The following is an 18,613-nucleotide window of genomic DNA, read 5'->3' as shown; positions in this document are numbered from 1 at the left end:
TTCATCACACTTACCGATGAAATTGTTCTCTCACCATCATCAAAGCATATCCAAGTAAATTCTGACCTCTCCACTTATCCATATCAAATCTGTTCTCATCTTTCATGGATAGACCAATTCCCCATATCTGATCTTTTACTGCACATTCTGCAAGTACCGCATCTTCTGTAGCACTCAGTTTCTCTTTCAATTCTTCATTTTGAGAAAATTTTGCCTTAAGTCCTTCGTAAACAATAATCTGTCTTACTCCATTCCAAACATTTTCATTGTATCCACGAACTTCCCGTCCTAATTTTTTAATTTTTGCCACATCATCTGTACCCAATATTTTATATGCTGTCTCGACATCCTGAAAACAAAGTGCTTTCCGATACATCATGAATTGTTCCATTGATGAAAATTTAATTCCATCCACTTCAAACTCTGATAAATACCAATTTCCTAAATATCCATTTTCTTCATCTGGATTATGAAAACAAATAATCTCCATCACTGTTCACCCAACCTTTCACTACAATCATACCAGATTTACATCTTCCAAACCATCTCCACGCCAACTTTCATCACCCCGGCAAGCACCATCACCCAGATTGGATTCATCTTCACCTTCCTGAGCAAGATCACACATACTACAAATATCCCAACCATCAGCCAGTTGGTACCAGATATCACCATTTTCCCGGAAGATCCCCAGAATGCTGTCTGTAAAATGGAAATCCCCGCCGAACCGATCAGTGCAACCACCGCCGGTCTGATTCCTCCAAGTATTCCCTGCAGCATATCCATTTCCCGGTATTTTAAATACAGTTTTGCAATAATCGTCACAATCACGCAGGACAGTGTGATATATCCAAGTGTAGCCACAACCGCTCCCGGCATTCCGGTCAGTTTCATTCCAACAAAGGTTGCTGCATTGATCGCAATCGGTCCCGGTGTCATCTGGGAAATGGTGATCAGATCCGTAAATTCCGTCATACTGAGCCAGTGATGCACATTTACGACCTGCCCCTGGATCAGTGGAAGTGCCGCATATCCACCTCCAAAGCTGAACAAGCTGATCTGAAAAAAGCTTAAAAATAATTGTATATAAATCATACTCTTTTCCTCCGTCTGTTCCAGATTGTCCGGATTACACCAAAAACTCCACTTGCAATCACAATATAAATCACATTGATTCCCAATACACAGGCTGCTATAAATGCTGCAATCATAACAATCGTTGCCACATTATCTTTCTTTTTTACGATTCCGCATCCCATTTCATAAGTAACCGAGGCAATCACAGCTCCGACACCTGCCTGCATCCCTTCCAGCATCTGACTCACCAGATAATTATCCCGAAATGCATGATAAAAAGCAGATATCACAGAAATGATCACAAATGGCGGAATGATCGTTCCAATAATTGCAACCAGTGCGCCTGTAAAACCCGCAAGCTTATATCCAACCACAATTGCTCCATTTACCGCAATCGGTCCCGGTGATGACTGCGCAATTGCCACCAGATCCAGCATTTCATTCTCTTCAATCCAATGATAATCATCCACAAACTTTTTCTTCATCAGCGTGACGATCACATAACCGCCGCCAAATGTAAATGCACTTAGATATAATGTAGACAGAAAAAGTTTAACCAAAACTTCTCTTTTATTCTCCATAATTTTTCTCCTCCACCCATTAGTATATCTTTGCTTTATACAGATGTAAATTAAAATCCAGGTAAATTTCAAAACCTTTCCAATACAATTTTACAAAACCTTTCCAATACAATTTTACCTCTTGACTTTTCCAGCAATCCCATTTATCATATATAACATATCGATTTAGTAGGTTTATAAAAGGAGTGACACAAAATGAACATCTTATGCTTTGGCGATTCAAACACATATGGCTACAAACCGGACGGAACCGGCAGATTTGATACCGACACACGCTGGACCAGTCTGCTTCAGAAGAAACTTGGTGCTGACCACCGCGTGATTGAAGAAGGGCTGTGTGGAAGAACCACCGTATTTCAGGATGATCTTCGTGAGGGACGCCGTGGACTTGATCTGATCGGCATCACTATGGAAATGCATAATCCCATCGATCTCCTTATCCTTATGCTTGGGACCAACGACTGCAAATCCAGATACAACGCTTCCGCCGGAACCATTGCCAAAGGACTTGCACAGGTCATTCAGAAAGCCCGGAAAAATGCTTCCCAGCCATTTGACTTTCTCGTCATTTCACCGATCCATCTGGGCGAAGGTGTTGGCGAACCTGGTTTTGATCCGGAATTTGATGAGAAATCTGTAGAAGTGTCTAAAAGACTTGCAGAAGAATATCACAAGGTGGCACTTCTGCATCATGCAGCATTTCTGGATGCCTCCGCATTTGCCACTCCGAGCGCGACAGACCGGGAGCATCTGGACGCGGCCGGTCACGCTGCACTTGCTAATGCGATCTATGAAAAAATTATCGATATGCAAAAAGAACTGGAAAAAGCGGTATAGATCACCGATATGCTCCCTCTCAGGCAGACAAGTGAAATAATAAAACTTGTTGTCTGAAAGGGGCATATCACAATCTATACCGCTCTTCACATGCTTTCTTAAATATGAATTCTCATCACATTGATCACAAATCCAATCGCTCCAAGTGCCAGAAACACAAGCGCAGCTCCTGCTGCCTTTTTTCTTGTTTCAATCTTTTCCTGATCTTCAATGCTCATATTCTGAACCGGATAGTTTCTCCTTCCGATCAGATAAAGAATCAGTCCACTTGAATTATTTCCATTCATCGCCCAAAATCCCCAGAACTTCGGGTGCTTTAAGCCTCTTGCTTTTGCATCCAATACCGTCATCTGATAAATCTGCCATGCGGTGCAGATTGCGCCCACCAAAGCGATTGCTCCGCTTGCTACTGCTGCCATTTGATTCCATTCCATAATTATCTGTCTCCTAAATCCGTTTGATAATCTGATAGAGCAGCGCTGATGAGCTCATGATCACCACGCAAAATACAATTACCAGATAATAGGTCCCTTCCGGCAACAGCATATTCAGCGCGATCAAAAGTATCATCAATACAATATTTAAAATAATTGCTCCAGTCAGTTTTTTGTTGCTTTTTACAACGTTAGTACTTTCTGCCAGATGTTCTGTCATCTTCTGATCTCCTTTCAACAGTTCATCAAGACTTACGGAATAAAGATCACTAAGCGCAATGACACTGATAATATCCGGATAGGATTTTTCATTTTCCCAATTGGAAATCGTCTGGCGTGAAACATCGATTTCCTCTGCTGCCTTCTCCTGCGTAAACCCGGCCTTGATCCGTGCATTTTTTAGTTTCTTCCCTATTTCCATAATTCCTGTTTCCTCCTTTCACGGACATCATTCCATATAGAACACCAAAAGTCTATCAAACATCTTTTACAGGTGGCATTTTTGCATGTCAAAATCCTTTTACACCGGCAAATATACCTGTATCTTACCATCTGGTGGCGGTTGTATCAAGAAAACTATGGCACTTTCTCCCCGCATCTGTTAAAATAGGATTTCAGAAACGGAGGTTTTGAAATGCTAAAATCCTATGTCTGTTTTGACCTGGAAACAACCGGGCTTGACCCACTTTATAATGAAATTATTGAAATCGGAGCACTGAAAGTCCGTGACGGAAAGGTTGCCGAACGTTTTATGGAATTCATTCATCCGCAGGAAGAGATTTCCCCGATGATCACGAATCTCACCGGCATTACGAATGAAATGGTTGCAAATGCCAGACCTGCCGATGCTGTGATCAGTGATTTTCTTGAATTCTGTGAGGATGATGTCCTGATCGGTCACAATGTCGGCTTTGATTACAGCTTCATGAAATCAGGTGCTTCCAATTTAGGACTTACTTTTGAAAAATTTGGAATCGACACATTTAAAATCGCCCAACGCACCTTAAAATCACTTCCATCCAAAAGTCTCTCCAGTCTGTGTGAATACTACCAGATTGAAAATAAAGCTGCGCACCGCGCCTACTATGATGCGCTTGCCACAGCAAAACTGTATCAGACACTGGCACACTATTTCGAAAATGAGGATCCTTCTCTTTTCAAGCCACAGCAGCTTACATACAAAGTAAAAAAAGTGCAGCCTGCCACAGCAAAACAGGTCGCACTTTTGCAGAGACTGTGCAGCCAGAAGAAAAAAGCACCGGAATGGAATCCGGATACCATTACCCGAAGCGAAGCATCCCGGCTGATTGATTCTCTATTAAAAGCATAAATCCCAGTCATAGATTTCAATGATTCCAAAAATCAAAAAGATAGAATACGTTTTAAAGAATCTATTTCCTTCTTCTAAACGTACTCTATCTTTTTCTTATCCCAGATATGCGATTGCCTCTTCTCTCGAAAGCCAGACATGAATCCCGCCGCCGGAATCTACAAACCGGTCTGGATTGAAATTCTCTGCATATGCCATCTGCCCTACTCTGTAATAGAAATTTTCGTCCACGTAAGAGTGTGCCTCCGTATAATTTTCTTTGCCATCTATAGAATCAATCGTCAGTACCTTTGCCTTTTCGCAGCGGATCTCCTCTCTCGTTCCCGAAACGCGCCTTGCATCCTCTGGTATCAGAAGCAGGACGATCCGGCATCCATAACAGACCTTCCATCCAAGAAACGCTCCCTTTTCCGGACATGACATCCAGAAATGCTTTGTCGTCTCATCCGCCTGAATTCCAGTCAGATCCGCCTGATAAAAAGCGGCAGAATATACATCTGCTCCCCGGATATCCGCATCTCGCAGATCACAGCCTCTGAAATCTGCTGACTCGAGAATCGCATTTTGCAAATTGCATCCAGAAAGACTGGTTTTCATTTTGGAACCATCCGGGAGAATCAGTTCACCAAAAAGAGCATTCCGCGCCGTTATCCCGGAAAGGTCTGCCCCGTCAAATGTAATTCCTTTAAAATCGCAGTCATCGAAATTGATATTCTGCAGATTCCAGCCACCCAAATCCATATTTTCAAAGGAACACTGGTTTAAATCAAGTGTCTCTCCCGCTACTCTGCTCTCCAGCATACTTTTTAACTCTTCTTCTCTGATCTTTCTCATCTGACTTTACCTGCCCGAAAATAAACTCTCCAAAATCTTACTTATTTACTTTCCAGTTTTCCAGAAGTTTTAATTCTATTTTCGTTCCATTCGGTAATGAAAACCAGTGGTCATTGATTGCTTTTACCGGATAAGCTTTGATCTTTTCCATCGTCTCTTCTACAGAATCTACCGCAATCGAAATATGGTCGTATCCATTTTCTCCTTCTGTATTGATCTCTTCCATTTCGCAGAGCTGGATTCCTTCTTCGTACCAGCATTTTCTTCCCGGCTTTTCACCGATTTCTCTCCACATATGCATTTCAAATACATCTTCAAAAAATTTCTGTGCGTCCTCATAAGATGCAGTTCGGATCGCTGCATGATCGATTTTTGCCATAGTCTATATCCTCCTGTTTTCGCAGTTTGTGTTCTATTTTAGGATAATTCATTTTGTGGTAGGGTGCAAGGAAAATAATGGCATGAGGGAATAGATAAAAGTTATTGACGAATAAGGCTGTAACACCAGTCTTCATGAAACTGGCGTTCAAGGTTATTGGTTGTGGGGGCGATGTGTGGGGATGTTCGTTATTGTATATGTAGAAGCTTTAAGACGTTAGATAATGTAAAACTTTCTGCTATGTAAAAAAAGAAGCCCCACACAAGGACTCCTTCTTTAGTAGCGGGAACTGGATTTGAACCAGCGACACCGCGGGTATGAACCGCGTGCTCTAGCCAACTGAGCTATCCCGCCATATGAAATTTACAACTTATGTTGTAGTGGGACCAATAGGGCTCGAACCTATGACCCTCTGCTTGTAAGGCAGATGCTCTCCCAGCTGAGCTATGATCCCTCATCACATTTATGCGACTTGTTTATTCTACTATTATTTTCTACAAATGTCAATACTTTTTTCAGTTTTTTTACAGATTTTCTCTTTTTCCGTCAGCATATCTCCCCCTTACTTCCTGCTTTCCAGACCATTACCTGTAGATTTCTTCCCAATGCTCTTTTGTCATAACATTCGTATGATCGACCCGCACCTCATGTAAAAGCGGCACAGGAACTTCATTACAGGTATGATGATAAACAAATCCCAGCTTTTCCTGCACTCTTTTTGATTTCAGATTGCCATCATAATAAGCGCACCAGATTGTTGTCATGCCAAGATCTTCAAATCCATGTCTCAATAACTCTCTGGAAGCTTCCGGCATATAGCCTCTTCCCCAGAATGGCTGTCCAAGCCAATATCCAAGCTCGCACTCATCGTCACGCTTTGTTTTATTCGTGTATCCATTCAGTTTCAGTTCCACAGCACCTATCGCAATATTATTTTCCTTTTCACAGATTGCGTAGCACTCTGCTCCATCAAATACATTTTTGATGACAGCTCTGCTTTCCTCCACACTCTTATGCGGCGGCCATCCTGCAGCAGGTCCGATCTCCGGATCTTTTGCATATTCAAACAGACTTTCCGCATCTTCCTCTGTCCATTTTCTCAGTATTAATCTTTCGGTCTTCAGCATACTCTTCCACCTCAGTCTTTATATTTAAATTTTTAATAAATTTGTTTTCTTCAATTCCTATTCTATACGTTAATCTGTTGTTTCAGTATATCATAAGGATTTTATATCTTCAACATTCCACATTTGAATGGTTATACGTAAAACGTATTTCAATAATTCATTTTTTCTATATATCGTCCTAATTATAGTTATTTTACGCATTTCTTCATATGCATTGACTAACTCATTCGTCATTTTGTACAATATTTTATATAGTTAGCAGCAAAATATACAGACACTAACAAATCGTCATTGTATAAAAGGAGGAAATGGAAATGGCTGATTATGTAAAAATGTGGGAAAATCTTGGAATGGATGTCAAAAATCATGACAATCTCTGCCAGGTTCTTCCGACAGCAGTTGGGGATGTATTTATGACACAGGAGAACCGTCCGAAAGCAATGGATTTCTGGGATATGGTTATTGCTGAAGTTCACGGTATCCGCCCGGCTGAACTCATTGAGGAACAAAAAAAGGGACGTAAGGTATTCGGAACCTTCTGCGTATATGTACCGGACGAAGTGATCATTTCAGCAAACGGTATCGTAACAGGACTTTGCGGTGGATCCCAGTTCTGGGTTCCGGATGGCGAAAAAGTCCTTCCGAAAAATGTCTGTCCACTTGTAAAAGCTTCTGTAGGAGCAAGACTTGGACGCACCTGCCCATTCTTCCGTATCGCAGATATGTATGTCGGGGAAACTACCTGCGATGGCAAAAAGAAAGCTTACGAGATTCTCGGAAAAGACGTTCCAATGCATATTATGGACGTTCCACAGATGAAGCGTGAGAAAGATATTATCAAATGGAAAGAAGAAATTACAGATTTTGCAAAGATTGTAGAAGAATTCACCGGAAACAAAATTACACCGGAAAACCTTGCGGAAGCAATCAATATCTGCAATGAGAAGCGTAAAGCTCTTCAGAGAGTTTATGACTGCAGAAAATCAAAATGTCTGCCAATTTCCGGACGAGATGCTCTGCTCATGACCCAGATTTCTTTCTTCGATGATCCGGTACGTTGCGCCCAGATGTGTAACCGTCTGGCTGACGAACTGGAACAGCGAATCAAAGATGGCGTATCCGTTGTACCGGAAGGTACAAAACGTATCCTGATCACGGGAACACCGCTTGCAGTTCCGAACTGGAAATTACATAACATCATCGAGACAAGCGGCGCTGCTGTTGTCTGTGAAGAGATGTGTACAGGAACAAGATATTTTGAAAATCTTGTAGACGAATCCGGTGAAACGCTGGATGAACAGTTCATGAATCTGTCCAAACGTTACATGAAGACAAACTGCGCATGCTTCACACCAAATACCGGACGTATCGACGACATTCTCCGTATGGTAGACGAATATCAGGTAGATGGCGTCATCGACTGCAGTCTGATGTTCTGCTGCCTGTACGACACAGAAAAGCTTGCAGTTTCTGAAGCACTGAAGGCGAAAAATATTCCGGTACTCTCTCTGGAAACAGATTACACCGATAAAGATGCTGAACAGCTTCGTACAAGAATCGGTGCATTTGTGGAGATGCTGAATCAGTAAAATGGAAGAAAAAAATAAACATATCCGTTATTATATTCTCTTTGACAATCACACACAGGGCATGATGCTCCATGAGCTTCTGGATAAGCAAGGTCTTCCTAACCGGATCGCACCTGCCCCACGTGACACTGACGGCAAAGCAGCCTGCGGGATGGCGCTTCTGATCCATCCGGATGACATTGATGCTGTCAGGACATGCATCGAAGAGAATCATGCCGAATATGTAAACATCGTTCCATTGGAAAACCAGTTGCAGAAAAAGAGAGACCGATATTGTTAAATGCAGAGTGTATGATAAATGAGGAGAGAGCATTTCGCTCTCTCCTCAAATTGGTGTTCTTTATTTGGAAAAGGCTTCTTGCTTCTGTATAGCATTTCTTTCACCTTTTGTCTCTTCATTTACATTTACTTGTGTACGTGACATATATTTCCAACATCCTTAATCGTCTCTCTTCTACTTCAATAACTCTGCTATATTTATCCTAAAGCCTGGATAAATTCCCACTGGTATTTCTTCATCGAATGAATACTGCATAAAATCTTCCGGTATTCCAAATGAATAAACCTGAACTCTTTCTTGTGTCGGATCAACAATCCAATATTCCCTTACACCAGCTGTACGATATTTAAACAACTTTGTCATATAATCCATGCGCTGACTACTTGGCGATACAATTTCAATAATCCAATCAGGCGCACCGTTGCATCCCTTATCATCTAACTTATTCGGATCACAAATAACTGACACATCCGGTTCAACATAATTTCTGTCATCTTCATTCAAAAATACTGCAAATGGAGCTGAATATACTTCACATTTTCCATTGTTATCTGAAATATATCTATCAATGATACTTGCTAATCTTGTAGATATTTTCTGATGCAATCTGCTTTGCGGTGCCATATCATAAATCGTCCCATCTATCAGCTCAGCACGCTGTCCTTCCGGAAGTTCATAAATATCTTTTGTTGTGTAAATATGTTCTTTTGGTAATGGCATATTTTCAGCTCCCTTCCTGTTTGAAATGAAAACCCGGTTTCATCGGGAAATTAAGGCTCAGAAGCCCTTATTTTACGGGGGATTTTCGACCTCGATTTTTTGATTTTGCTAAAATTTGCTTATTCTTCGCAAAATTTCCTCTCATACGATAATTCAGGATCTAATTTCACTTCCCAATCCATAATATCCTGTGGCTGGCACTGAAGCAACTGACATAAGTCCTCAATCGTTTTGGTACTTACATCATATATAAATTCTTTTCCATTATCTTTCGGATCATTCTTATAATCTTCAAGTTTCTTTTTTATTTCTTCAGGTGTTCCCGAACACATTTTAAGTTTTGCGAGAGTACTTTGTGGAATCAACCCTTTTTTATTATAATACTCCTTTCTCTTAGCTTCAAATGTTATCATAAAGCACCTACAAGATTTCCTAAAGATTTGAATTTTTGAGTTACAATTTTGACCACAATTTTTCCGATTTCAGGTGACTTCAAACGGTCTGAAACGGCATTTTCACCCCTTTTTAAGTATTAAAAAACCGCCGAAACATCACATTTTCAGCGGTTTTACAGGTATGGACCTGAGGGGAATCGAACCCCTGTCCGAAAGCTCTTCCATAAAGGCATCTCCCATCACAGTCATTCTTTTGACATTCCCTCCATAAGACGCCGAACAACAGGCTGCTTACTTTAGTAGCTTCATAAATTCTTCCATTCCCTCAAAGCTTTGGAAACGAAGTGCCTCATCTGGTCGAAGCCGGTTACTTAAGCGATGAGAGACTCAAGGCCGACTGCTGCAACTAGGCAGCGTACGCTAAATTTTCGTCTGCGTTTATATTTAGTTGGAACTTTTAACGTAGTGTCCCGCTACGGATGGCTTCCTTGACTTCCGTGCCCCCGTCGAAACCAGTACAAGCCCTGGTTCTTGGAAGCCGTATCATCAAAAATACGCTCCTGCAAACAAGATCCGTTCAGAAGTAATTCTTCTGCGCTCCCATTTGCTCTATATATTATATGCGGACATACCGGCTTGTGTCAAGGGATCTCCACATATATTTTACTCAATCTGGCTTATTCTGCCACATTTTATACGGATTATTATGAGCCATATTGTTAATGGAATAACCGTAGATTCCATCTTGTCATTCTAAAAATCATCAAAAATATTTTTAAAGATGTCATCCCCATACTTCTCATACAATTTTGCTGCCAGCTCATAACAATAATTCTCATCTCTCTGTGAGATAACCACAATGTTCATAGCCATTTCTTCGATTACAAGTGTATATACAACCCTTATTCCGATTCCACGATATTTTATTTTGAAAAAGCCCGTCAGGTTGTTTCCATTTTTATTCCCCAGCGGCTTCCCATACCCATTCGGACTTGGAAGTGGTGCTTTTGACACTTTCACAATTCCCGCCAATACCTGCGCCCGTATACTTCCTTCAATCTTTTTATAATCTTTTCTGGCTTCCTCTGTAATTTTTATTGTCCATGTCATTATTCAAACTCCACGCTCTCTGACAATTTCTCCAGTTCTTTCATGGAGAATCCCTCTTCCTTCACAAATTCTTCAAAAGAAGATGTCGGACTATCCACTCTGCTCTCTGCAAGCTTCAGTAATCTTATATTCTCAATCCTGTCCAGCAATTTTTCTAATTTGCTGATTTTTTCCTGTATATCTCTGTATTCGTTGATAGACACTACTACAGCAGTTGGCTGATTATTTTTTAAAACAATATATTCTGTATTATTTTCAGCTACATCATTAAAAATCTTTCCTGCTTTTCCCTGACTAAAATCAGATATTGATACAAGTCTGTCGGTTAAATCTAATAATGCTGTATTCATGAACTCATCCTCCTTAATTAGTTTCATTATACAATTCCTTTATATTATATGCAATATTTTAATTATAATTTACATCATTATTTTAACCTTTAAAAGGTCAAAATCCAACACATAATGCATTTTATTTATCAGAAAGTTCCAACACCGTTTCTTTCTACACAAAAATAGCGGAAAAGCATATTTACAAAATATACCATTCCGCTATTTTTTATACGGCTTATCAATGTATCTCTACATAATTTTACGCTTCTTTTGTCTTTCCCACTTCCAGCATTCCGCTCTTTGCAAGTGCCGGTCTCAGTGCATTGTAGATGATCACTACAACGATCGTAGAAAGAATCGCATTTACAAAGGTAGCAGCTGCGCTCCATTTTGCAAGAACCTCAGCCATCTGCTGCGGCTGTCCCAGAATGTACTGTTTGTAAAAGTATCCGACGATCGGATCTGCAATGACATTAAATGCAAGTCCGGCAACAGATGCCAGCAGGCTCCATTTGAAAATATATTTCTTATCGGTACTTTCATTGATCTTTGCGATCTTATGCGCTACAAGTCCTGTGATCAGTCCGATGCAGAGCTTCAGGATAAATGTCTTCGGTGCTCCGGTAATATAAATCGGATCCATCACATCCGCGATTCCCATTCCGATCGCTCCTGCAAGTCCGCCGTACCATCCGCCCAAAAGAAGTGCGGCAAGCACACAGAATGCATTTCCAAGGTGGATTGATGTTGCATCTCCTCCCGGCATCGGTATTTTAATCTGCAGATACGTAAAGATTACGTAGCAAAGTGCAGCAAACAGCGCTGTCTGCGCAATTTTCATAACGGTTGAATTTGTTTTCATAGTCTGTCCCATCCTTTCTCATTCCTTGTGAAATACTGTAATACATTAATTCATCAGGTTAGTGAACATTGTACCGCGTCACTGTCTCTGTAAAAATATACAATTCTCACTTTTTTCAAGGGGACAGTTTTGTTTTATCCGAAATTGCGGATCTTGAACTCTCTTTCTGCCTCACGCTTCTGGTCTTTTTTCGCGATATCATCACGCTTATCGTATAGTTTTTTACCTTTTGCCAGTCCGATCTCTACTTTGACAAGACTCTTGCTGAAATACACTTTCAGTGGCACGATCGCCATTCCTTTTTCCTTGGTCTTGCCGATCAGTTTGTTGATCTCCGATTTGTGAAGAAGGAGCTTTCTCACACGCAGAGGATCTTTATTGAAAATATTTCCCTTTTCGTATGGGCTGATATGCATTCCATAGATAAACACTTCCCCATCCTCAATACGGATAAAGGATTCTTTGATGCTGCATTTCCCCATGCGGAGGGATTTTACTTCCGTACCTGCAAGTGCAATTCCCGCCTCATAAGTATCCAGGATAAAATAGTCATGATACGCCTTTTTATTGTTCGCAATCATCTTGCCCTGCGCTTTTGCCTTAGCCATCTTCTCTCTCCTCTTTTCTTTCCTTTACAAGTCTAAAATCAATGGTTCTTGATATCTCATCACAATCGATCATCTTCACACGCACCTTCTGCCCCAGCTTGTAGGTCTTTCTGAGATGTGAACCGATCATCTGATAATGCTCTTCGTCGTAGTCATAATGATCGTCCGTCATGTTGGTAACATGCACCAGACCTTCCACGGTATTCGGAAGCTCTACATAGATTCCCCACTTCGTGATACCCGAAATAACTCCTTCAAATTCCTGTCCGAAGAAATTCCGCATATACTGTACCTTCTTCAGCTTCAGCGTCTCTCTCTCTGCCTCATCCGCACGGCGCTCTAAGGAACTTGTCTCCATCGCCACCTCCGGCAGGATTTTTTCATAATGATGCCTCTTTGCATCGTTCATCCTGCCCCTGAGATTATCTTTGATGATCCGGTGGATCTGCAGATCCGGATAGCGCCGGATCGGTGAAGTAAAATGCGTGTAATACTGGGTTGCAAGTCCGAAATGTCCGTCATTATCCGGCGAATATCTTGCCTGCTTCATGGAACGGAGTGCAAGCCTTGAGATCATGGCTTCTTCTGGAGTCCCCTCGATCTTGTCCAGAAGCTTCTGCACTTCTTTGGGACGGATCTCCTGTCCCCCTTGCATGTGCATGGTATATCCGAAATTCTGCAAAAATGTCACAAGCTTTTTCATCTTGTCATCATCCGGTGTTTCATGCACACGGTATAAGAATGGAATCTCCTGCCAGAAGTAATCCTCTGCAACCGTCTCATTTGCCACAAGCATAAAATCCTCGATGATCTTCGTCGCCACGTTGCGGTCGTATGCCTTGATATCCACCGGCTCACCGCTTTCATTTAAAATAATCTTTGCCTCCGGAAAATCAAAGTCGATTGCCCCTCTTCTGTGACGTCTTTCTCTCAAAATGTGTGACAGTTCTTTCATCAGTTCAAACATCGGGATCAGATCATGATACCGTTCGCATTCTGCCTCATCCCGATCCTCAAGAATCTTTTTCACACTGGTATAGCTCATGCGTTCATCCACATTTACCACAGTTTCCGCGATCTGGTGATCAACTACATTTCCCTTCGCATCAATGGTCATGATACAGCTCAGTGCCAGCCGGTCCTCGCCTGCGTTTAATGAACACATTCCATTGGACAGAACTCTTGGCAGCATCGGGATCACACGATCTGCCAGATAGACACTGGTACCTCTTTTCAATGCTTCCCGGTCAAGGGCGCTGTTCTCCTGCACATAATTGGTCACATCAGCGATATGCACGCCAAGAATATAACGGTCTCCCTCTTTTGTCAGAGTGATCGCATCATCCAGATCCTTCGCATCCTCGCCGTCAATCGTCACGGTCTGCCAGCTCCGCACATCCTTACGTCCTGCCATATCAGCGTTCGTCACTGCCTTTGCCACACGCTCTGCCTGATTCAGTACCTTCTCCGGAAATTCGGTTGGCAGATCATATCCTTTGACAATCGACAAAATATCAACTCCCGGATCGGTCACATGCCCCAGGATCTCTACGATCTTTCCTTCCGGCTTCTTTCCATTCTCCCCATAAGAGGTCAGCTCGACCACAACCTTATGCCCGGTCACAGCTCCTTTAGAGCGCTCTGCCGGTACGAAGATATCCTGCAGGAAACGCTCATTATCCGGCACAACGAATCCGAAATTCTTCCGGCTCTGATAATAGCCGACGATCCGCTGGGTTCCCCTCTGTACAATCTTCGTGATCTTTCCTTCTCTTCGCTTTCCTTCCGGTGCTTTGGTGATGACAACCTCTACCTCATCTCCCTGCATGGCACCGTTCATATCATCTTCCGAGATAAAGATATCTTCACTCTCACCTTCCACGGTGACAAAGCCGAAGCCTCTCGCATTTGCCTGGAATATTCCCCGCAGCTGCTTTGCCTCACCTTTAATGTATTTTCCTTTCTGTGTGACATGTACCCTGCCTTCCTTTTCCAGGCTGTCCATGACAGCCTTGAGTTCCCCTTTCTGATCTTTCGGGACCTGAAGCAGCATCGACAGCTCTTTCAGCTTCATCGGCACATAAAATTCATCACAGATAAATTCATAAATAATTTTCTTTCTTTTTTCAAATAATTCGTCCATCTCTTCTCCTGTCAAAAAAGGAACACCCTATAGATACTATAGAGTGTTCCTCATCTTCTTTCAATCATTCGTTATGCAAAAACTTTCAGGTTCAGGACTGCTGCAAGTACGATAAACAGAATTGCTAAAAACTTGGTAGACTTAACAAGTGCGCCTTCCATAGAACGACCTTTGTTCTGTCCCCAATAAGAATCTGCCATACCTGCGATTGTTCCAAGACCTGCTGACTTACCTTCCTGCATCAATACGATTACTGTCAATGCGATACAATCTATTGCAAATAAAATTAAAAGTACTGTTTTTAAAATTTCCATTACTAATCACACCTCCTGATGTTTGAACCACTCATGTATTTTACCATAAATCTACTTCCGATTCAAGCAAATTTCATGGATTTCAGTCTTTATTTTACCAGTTTACTTCCTTTCAGCTTCACAACCCGGTCAATCCGGTTAATGGATGACATTCGGTAGGCATAAGCCCCCGACTCAAAAAGTGCATAAATGCTGCCACCGTCCTGATAGATCTGTTCCAGCCTCTCCGGAAATTTGATCGTCTTATAAGCTTCGGAAGTTGACAAGATTCCATATCTGGAATAGTTGAAGATCTGTACCTCCGATGGCAGGATCCCCCAGGACCTGGTAAGCAGGATCTTATTGTTGTAAAATGCCATTCCCTGCACCTTACCGGAAATTACCTGCATACTGACCGCATAGGCAACCGGATCCGTCACGCCGACCGTCCGTTTCAGGTTCATATCTTCTTTTTCATACAAGGTACCGTCTGCATTGATCAGATATTTTTCAATGACGCTGGCATTATCCTGTGTAAAGAATCCGACAAACAATGCACCGTCATGATACGTCATAAATGACGCCCGCTTGATCTTGTAAAGGTTGTAAGACATATCGAATTCAATCGGATGATATCCGTCATCAAAGGAATAATTCTCCAGATGAGACAGTGTGATCGCATTTGCCTGCGCCCAGGTGGAACCCTGTCCTGTCACCCACAGAATCTGGTTCATCGTATCGTATGCCATCCCGCCCACATGGGCTTTGGTGTTCAGCACAATCTCTTTCACAAACTGTCTGCTTTCTTTGTCGATCACGTAGATCACCGAATCATGTGCCTTTGTCTTACAATAAGCACTGACCAGAATATAATCCTCTGTAATTGCAAGTCCCTGCGGTGTCATGGATGTGCAGACTTCTGCTTCTCCGTCCCCTTTTACTTTCAGCGTCCTTGTTGACTTCAGACCAGGAACAACATAAGTCCCGTAGTCATTGTCCACTTCGGCTTCATCGCAGGCGTATTTATAAACAGTCTGGTTGCGCTTCAGCGTTTTCATATACTGCTCCATCGTGTAAATGGAATCCGTATTCGTCACCTTCCGGTTGGTTTCCGGCTCCACCTCGGCTCTGTACTGGAATGCGTAATACCAGTAGCTTCCTCCGATGATTCCCACAACCAGAAGAATACTGATGATACTGCGGATATGTCCAAGCATGGTCTTCTTTTTCCGGACCTTTTTCTTCTTTGTTTTTTTCTCTTCCTGTCTTACTTCCTCATTCTCAAGCTCTTGTTTATTCATTCATGCCCACTTCGTTTTTATATACTTTCTGTGTTGAAAATCCCCGTCCTCTGACCTCATTTACATTGCCAATGATCATAAATGCGTGCGGATCTATCTCCTGCACGATCTGGTTCAGCCGCATCAGTTCACGGTTAGACACAACGGTAAGGATCATCGGCTGATCCTTTCTCAAATAACCGGTCTGCGTGTAGACCAGTGTGGTTCCTCGGTCAAGCTTCTCCTGGATCAGATGGTTCAGCTTCTCATACTCTCCGGAAATGATCTTGATCTGTGTTCTGGTCGATCCCATCAGAAGCACTTTATCCAGCATCACCGTGTAAATCAGTACCAGAAGGATACCATAGATGATCTCTTCTTTATTGGTAAATACCATCTGGAAGATCAGAATCGCAAAATCAAATACATAGAGCATAACCGATACGGAAAGCCCGAATTTCTTATTCAGTACCAGCGGTGGGATATCCATACCTCCTGTTGATGCTCCGCATCTTATAACAACTCCGATTCCAAGTCCGATCATCAGACCTCCACAGATCGTCGAAAGCATCTTGTCGTCTGTGATGTTCTGTAATACCGGAACATTCTCCAGTATTCCCAGAATGATCGGATAATAAAACGTACTGACCAGTGTAGTAAGTGCAAATTTCATACCAAGCACTGCAGCCCCCAGAAGAAACATCAGTGTGTTGAAGATCAGTACAAATGTATGGATCTGTAATCCAAAATAATGATTCACGGCAATTCCAAGCCCCGTGGTCCCTCCGGTAATGATATCATTCGGCAGGATAAACATTACGATTGCAAGTGCATATACTGTATTCCCCAATAAAATCAGGCACAGATTCTTCATATTTGACATTTTCATATTACTCTCTCCTTGACATATGTATTTTGTCTGCAGATTTCCCCAATTTTCCACAATCCAATACTTTATAGTATACTCGGTGCATGTTTTGTGGACAAGGAATTTTTTTATTTTATTCTCTTTTTTCGTTTCATTTGGTATACTGTGATTAAAAAGACAGGTTTTGATTTTCCAGGAAAAGAGGTTATTAAATTATGGACAAGATCAAACAGTTACAGGACATGATTAACGAGAGCAACAGAATCGTTTTTTTCGGCGGTGCCGGCGTCTCTACCGAGAGTAATATTCCGGACTTCAGAAGTGCAGACGGACTCTACAGACAAAAGTACCGCTACTCACCGGAGCAGATTGTAAGCCACAGCTTTTTCATGCAGCATACGGAAGAATTTTATGATTTTTATAAAGAGAAAATGATGTTCCTCGATGCAACGCCAAACAAGGCACATTTAAAACTTGTCGAGTTGGAAGCCGCCGGAAAACTGACTGCCGTCATCACACAGAATATTGACGGACTCCACCAGGCTGCCGGAAGCAAAAATGTACTGGAGCTTCATGGAAGTATCCACCGCAATTACTGTATGCGTTGCCAAAAGCAGTACAGTGCACGTTTTGTAAAAGAATCGAAAGGAATCCCAACCTGTGACTGCGGCGGAACCATCCGGCCGGACGTGGTTCTCTACGAAGAAGGTCTGGATAACCAGATCATTCAGAAAAGCATCCGCGCCATCTCAGAAGCAGATATGCTGATCATCGGCGGTACTTCTCTTGTGGTCTACCCTGCTGCCGGATTTATCGATTATTTCCACGGCAAATATCTGGTACTCATCAACAAGGATGCAACTGCCCGTGATGTAGGCGCAACCCTGACGATCCATGAGCCGATCGGAGAAGTATTAGACCGTATCCACGTGTAGCCGGAGAATCCAGAAAATTTCCGCTATACCTGTAAGCTGTAATTTCCCGGACAACATGCCATTTTCATGCAGTCCAAAAATCCTCTGCCAGCTCTTTTTATCAAAGAGTGACAGAGGATTTTTCACTTTAACCGTTATACGTCTTAAAAAAATGATACAGATTGTCCAGTGCTTTCGTCAGCACCGGGATTTCTTCTTCATCTAAGGTCTCAACGACCGCTTCTACCATCTTCCTGTGAAACTCTGCGTGATGGTGGTACGCCTTCTCACCCTTTTCCGTCAGCTTGATATTGACGATCCGGCGGTCTTCCTCACTCCGGTGACGGACCGCATACTTTTTATTGACCAGACTGTTCATCGAAGTCGTCAGAGATCCTACGGTAATCCCAAGCTTCTTTGCGATCGTAGACATATTATTCCCGTCACCCAGACCGACTGCCTCAATGATATGCATATCATTGTTCGTCAGATCCTTAAACTCTTCTGTGATCACTGCTTTTTCTTCCAGTCCCCAGATATCATTAAAAAGATGTACCAGTATCTTATTGATGCTCTCGTATGCGTCCAATTCCCCTTCTTCTCCTTGCTGTGTCTTTTTC

Annotated in this window: 24 protein-coding genes, 2 tRNA genes and 1 other RNA gene; 5 read left to right on the top strand and 22 right to left on the bottom strand. The window is 42.2% G+C overall.

Annotated features, from left to right (window positions below):
- Positions 1-10: 10 nt before the first annotated feature.
- Genes G4407_RS00895 through G4407_RS00885 form a run of 3 tightly spaced genes read right to left on the bottom strand, consistent with a single transcriptional unit; the run spans position 11 to position 1,658 of the window.
- Positions 11-490, bottom strand: a complete 480-nt coding sequence (locus G4407_RS00895) for an NADAR family protein (protein ID WP_173687389.1) — start codon at positions 488-490, stop codon at positions 11-13.
- 38 nt (positions 491-528) lie between these two features.
- On the bottom strand, positions 529-1,095 hold the full coding sequence (locus G4407_RS00890; RefSeq protein ID WP_173687388.1) for a chromate transporter: 567 nt from the start codon (positions 1,093-1,095) through the stop codon (positions 529-531).
- Positions 1,092-1,658: a chromate transporter gene (locus G4407_RS00885; protein ID WP_173687387.1), complete on the bottom strand. Its 567-nt coding sequence runs from the start codon at positions 1,656-1,658 to the stop codon at positions 1,092-1,094. The genes G4407_RS00890 and G4407_RS00885 overlap by 4 nt, the downstream gene beginning before the upstream one ends.
- Positions 1,659-1,853: 195 nt before the next feature.
- Here G4407_RS00885 and G4407_RS00880 point away from each other — a divergent pair, with 195 nt between their 5' ends.
- On the top strand, positions 1,854-2,495 hold the full coding sequence (locus G4407_RS00880) for a GDSL-type esterase/lipase family protein (RefSeq protein ID WP_173687386.1): 642 nt from the start codon (positions 1,854-1,856) through the stop codon (positions 2,493-2,495).
- Positions 2,496-2,593: 98 nt separating this feature from the next.
- Here the strand turns inward: G4407_RS00880 and G4407_RS00875 are convergent, their stop codons facing one another.
- Positions 2,594-2,929: a hypothetical protein gene (locus tag G4407_RS00875; protein WP_173687385.1), complete on the bottom strand. Its 336-nt coding sequence runs from the start codon at positions 2,927-2,929 to the stop codon at positions 2,594-2,596.
- A gap of 13 nt (positions 2,930-2,942) precedes the next feature.
- Positions 2,943-3,350, bottom strand: a complete 408-nt coding sequence (locus tag G4407_RS00870) for a helix-turn-helix domain-containing protein (protein WP_173687384.1) — start codon at positions 3,348-3,350, stop codon at positions 2,943-2,945.
- A 213-nt stretch (positions 3,351-3,563) separates the two neighbouring features.
- Here G4407_RS00870 and G4407_RS00865 point away from each other — a divergent pair, with 213 nt between their 5' ends.
- On the top strand, positions 3,564-4,259 hold the full coding sequence (locus tag G4407_RS00865; protein WP_173687383.1) for a 3'-5' exonuclease: 696 nt from the start codon (positions 3,564-3,566) through the stop codon (positions 4,257-4,259).
- Positions 4,260-4,355: 96 nt separating this feature from the next.
- Here G4407_RS00865 and G4407_RS00860 read toward each other — a convergent pair whose 3' ends face one another.
- The 5 genes from G4407_RS00860 to G4407_RS00840 all read right to left on the bottom strand — a co-directional run bounded on the left by G4407_RS00860 (position 4,356) and on the right by G4407_RS00840 (position 6,599).
- On the bottom strand, positions 4,356-5,093 hold the full coding sequence (locus G4407_RS00860) for a pentapeptide repeat-containing protein (protein ID WP_173687382.1): 738 nt from the start codon (positions 5,091-5,093) through the stop codon (positions 4,356-4,358).
- 37 nt (positions 5,094-5,130) lie between these two features.
- The gene (locus tag G4407_RS00855; protein ID WP_173687381.1) at positions 5,131-5,472 is read right to left on the bottom strand and encodes a VOC family protein; all 342 of its coding nucleotides are present in this window, start codon (positions 5,470-5,472) and stop codon (positions 5,131-5,133) included.
- 280 nt (positions 5,473-5,752) lie between these two features.
- A tRNA-Met gene (locus G4407_RS00850) sits at positions 5,753-5,826 on the bottom strand.
- A gap of 27 nt (positions 5,827-5,853) precedes the next feature.
- Positions 5,854-5,926: transfer RNA gene (locus G4407_RS00845), tRNA-Val, on the bottom strand.
- Positions 5,927-6,056: 130 nt separating this feature from the next.
- Complete coding sequence (locus G4407_RS00840) at positions 6,057-6,599, bottom strand: GNAT family N-acetyltransferase (RefSeq protein ID WP_173687380.1); 543 nt, start codon at positions 6,597-6,599, stop codon at positions 6,057-6,059.
- Positions 6,600-6,913: 314 nt separating this feature from the next.
- Here G4407_RS00840 and G4407_RS00835 point away from each other — a divergent pair, with 314 nt between their 5' ends.
- A complete protein-coding gene (locus tag G4407_RS00835; RefSeq protein ID WP_173687379.1) occupies positions 6,914-8,188 on the top strand; it encodes a double-cubane-cluster-containing anaerobic reductase in 1,275 nt (424 codons plus the stop codon).
- A 1-nt stretch (position 8,189) separates the two neighbouring features.
- On the top strand, positions 8,190-8,468 hold the full coding sequence (locus G4407_RS00830; protein ID WP_055156326.1) for a DUF3343 domain-containing protein: 279 nt from the start codon (positions 8,190-8,192) through the stop codon (positions 8,466-8,468).
- A gap of 174 nt (positions 8,469-8,642) precedes the next feature.
- Here G4407_RS00830 and G4407_RS00825 read toward each other — a convergent pair whose 3' ends face one another.
- The 11 genes from G4407_RS00825 to G4407_RS00775 form a co-directional block, all read right to left on the bottom strand.
- A complete protein-coding gene (locus G4407_RS00825) occupies positions 8,643-9,188 on the bottom strand; it encodes a Uma2 family endonuclease (RefSeq protein ID WP_173687378.1) in 546 nt (181 codons plus the stop codon).
- 119 nt (positions 9,189-9,307) lie between these two features.
- Positions 9,308-9,601 carry a helix-turn-helix domain-containing protein gene (locus G4407_RS00820; protein WP_173687377.1) on the bottom strand — a complete coding sequence of 98 codons (294 nt, stop codon included), beginning with the start codon at positions 9,599-9,601 and terminating at the stop codon, positions 9,308-9,310.
- 161 nt (positions 9,602-9,762) lie between these two features.
- Positions 9,763-10,108: a transfer-messenger RNA gene (gene ssrA, locus G4407_RS00815) on the bottom strand.
- A gap of 228 nt (positions 10,109-10,336) precedes the next feature.
- A complete protein-coding gene (locus G4407_RS00810; protein WP_173687376.1) occupies positions 10,337-10,693 on the bottom strand; it encodes a type II toxin-antitoxin system RelE family toxin in 357 nt (118 codons plus the stop codon).
- Entirely contained in the window at positions 10,693-11,043 is a 351-nt protein-coding gene (locus G4407_RS00805; RefSeq protein ID WP_173687375.1) for a type II toxin-antitoxin system Phd/YefM family antitoxin, read from the bottom strand. Before G4407_RS00805 ends, G4407_RS00810 begins: the two co-directional genes overlap by 1 nt.
- 241 nt (positions 11,044-11,284) lie before the next feature.
- Positions 11,285-11,887: an ECF transporter S component gene (locus tag G4407_RS00800; RefSeq protein ID WP_044999095.1), complete on the bottom strand. Its 603-nt coding sequence runs from the start codon at positions 11,885-11,887 to the stop codon at positions 11,285-11,287.
- 134 nt (positions 11,888-12,021) lie between these two features.
- The gene (gene smpB, locus G4407_RS00795) at positions 12,022-12,495 is read right to left on the bottom strand and encodes an SsrA-binding protein SmpB (RefSeq protein WP_055156322.1); all 474 of its coding nucleotides are present in this window, start codon (positions 12,493-12,495) and stop codon (positions 12,022-12,024) included.
- On the bottom strand, positions 12,488-14,638 hold the full coding sequence (gene rnr / locus G4407_RS00790) for a ribonuclease R (RefSeq protein WP_173687374.1): 2,151 nt from the start codon (positions 14,636-14,638) through the stop codon (positions 12,488-12,490). Before rnr ends, smpB begins: the two co-directional genes overlap by 8 nt.
- A gap of 71 nt (positions 14,639-14,709) precedes the next feature.
- Entirely contained in the window at positions 14,710-14,952 is a 243-nt protein-coding gene (gene secG, locus G4407_RS00785) for a preprotein translocase subunit SecG (protein WP_008372776.1), read from the bottom strand.
- Between the two features lie 89 nt (positions 14,953-15,041).
- Complete coding sequence (locus G4407_RS00780) at positions 15,042-16,232, bottom strand: YncE family protein (protein WP_173687373.1); 1,191 nt, start codon at positions 16,230-16,232, stop codon at positions 15,042-15,044.
- On the bottom strand, positions 16,225-17,100 hold the full coding sequence (locus G4407_RS00775) for a YitT family protein (RefSeq protein WP_173687372.1): 876 nt from the start codon (positions 17,098-17,100) through the stop codon (positions 16,225-16,227). The genes G4407_RS00780 and G4407_RS00775 overlap by 8 nt, the downstream gene beginning before the upstream one ends.
- A gap of 194 nt (positions 17,101-17,294) precedes the next feature.
- Here G4407_RS00775 and G4407_RS00770 point away from each other — a divergent pair, with 194 nt between their 5' ends.
- Entirely contained in the window at positions 17,295-18,014 is a 720-nt protein-coding gene (locus tag G4407_RS00770) for an NAD-dependent protein deacylase (protein ID WP_173687371.1), read from the top strand.
- Positions 18,015-18,141: 127 nt separating this feature from the next.
- On the opposite strand, the gene G4407_RS00765 is transcribed toward G4407_RS00770, so the two are convergent.
- Positions 18,142-18,582 carry a MarR family winged helix-turn-helix transcriptional regulator gene (locus tag G4407_RS00765; protein WP_173687370.1) on the bottom strand — a complete coding sequence of 147 codons (441 nt, stop codon included), beginning with the start codon at positions 18,580-18,582 and terminating at the stop codon, positions 18,142-18,144.
- Between the last annotated feature and the right edge of the window lie 31 nt (positions 18,583-18,613).

Source organism: Allocoprococcus comes (assembly GCF_013300725.1).
Lineage (GTDB): Bacteria > Bacillota > Clostridia > Lachnospirales > Lachnospiraceae > Allocoprococcus > Allocoprococcus comes_A.
The sequence above is the reverse complement of the archived record's forward strand: the minus strand, read 5'-3'. Positions and strand labels throughout refer to the sequence as shown.

Coding starts and splice junctions, on each gene's coding strand:
- G4407_RS00825 (WP_173687378.1), bottom strand. CDS start 9,188: ATGCCATTACCAAAAGAACATATTTACACAACAAAAGATATTTATGAA.
- G4407_RS00885 (WP_173687387.1), bottom strand. CDS start 1,658: ATGGAGAATAAAAGAGAAGTTTTGGTTAAACTTTTTCTGTCTACATTA.
- secG (WP_008372776.1), bottom strand. CDS start 14,952: ATGGAAATTTTAAAAACAGTACTTTTAATTTTATTTGCAATAGATTGT.
- G4407_RS00830 (WP_055156326.1), top strand. CDS start 8,190: ATGGAAGAAAAAAATAAACATATCCGTTATTATATTCTCTTTGACAAT.
- G4407_RS00875 (WP_173687385.1), bottom strand. CDS start 2,929: ATGGAATGGAATCAAATGGCAGCAGTAGCAAGCGGAGCAATCGCTTTG.
- G4407_RS00880 (WP_173687386.1), top strand. CDS start 1,854: ATGAACATCTTATGCTTTGGCGATTCAAACACATATGGCTACAAACCG.
- G4407_RS00780 (WP_173687373.1), bottom strand. CDS start 16,232: ATGAATAAACAAGAGCTTGAGAATGAGGAAGTAAGACAGGAAGAGAAA.
- G4407_RS00870 (WP_173687384.1), bottom strand. CDS start 3,350: ATGGAAATAGGGAAGAAACTAAAAAATGCACGGATCAAGGCCGGGTTT.
- G4407_RS00855 (WP_173687381.1), bottom strand. CDS start 5,472: ATGGCAAAAATCGATCATGCAGCGATCCGAACTGCATCTTATGAGGAC.
- rnr (WP_173687374.1), bottom strand. CDS start 14,638: ATGGACGAATTATTTGAAAAAAGAAAGAAAATTATTTATGAATTTATC.
- G4407_RS00895 (WP_173687389.1), bottom strand. CDS start 490: ATGGAGATTATTTGTTTTCATAATCCAGATGAAGAAAATGGATATTTA.
- G4407_RS00805 (WP_173687375.1), bottom strand. CDS start 11,043: ATGAATACAGCATTATTAGATTTAACCGACAGACTTGTATCAATATCT.
- G4407_RS00800 (WP_044999095.1), bottom strand. CDS start 11,887: ATGAAAACAAATTCAACCGTTATGAAAATTGCGCAGACAGCGCTGTTT.
- G4407_RS00860 (WP_173687382.1), bottom strand. CDS start 5,093: ATGAGAAAGATCAGAGAAGAAGAGTTAAAAAGTATGCTGGAGAGCAGA.
- G4407_RS00890 (WP_173687388.1), bottom strand. CDS start 1,095: ATGATTTATATACAATTATTTTTAAGCTTTTTTCAGATCAGCTTGTTC.
- G4407_RS00775 (WP_173687372.1), bottom strand. CDS start 17,100: ATGAAAATGTCAAATATGAAGAATCTGTGCCTGATTTTATTGGGGAAT.
- G4407_RS00770 (WP_173687371.1), top strand. CDS start 17,295: ATGGACAAGATCAAACAGTTACAGGACATGATTAACGAGAGCAACAGA.
- G4407_RS00810 (WP_173687376.1), bottom strand. CDS start 10,693: ATGACATGGACAATAAAAATTACAGAGGAAGCCAGAAAAGATTATAAA.
- G4407_RS00820 (WP_173687377.1), bottom strand. CDS start 9,601: ATGATAACATTTGAAGCTAAGAGAAAGGAGTATTATAATAAAAAAGGG.
- G4407_RS00840 (WP_173687380.1), bottom strand. CDS start 6,599: ATGCTGAAGACCGAAAGATTAATACTGAGAAAATGGACAGAGGAAGAT.
- G4407_RS00865 (WP_173687383.1), top strand. CDS start 3,564: ATGCTAAAATCCTATGTCTGTTTTGACCTGGAAACAACCGGGCTTGAC.
- smpB (WP_055156322.1), bottom strand. CDS start 12,495: ATGGCTAAGGCAAAAGCGCAGGGCAAGATGATTGCGAACAATAAAAAG.
- G4407_RS00835 (WP_173687379.1), top strand. CDS start 6,914: ATGGCTGATTATGTAAAAATGTGGGAAAATCTTGGAATGGATGTCAAA.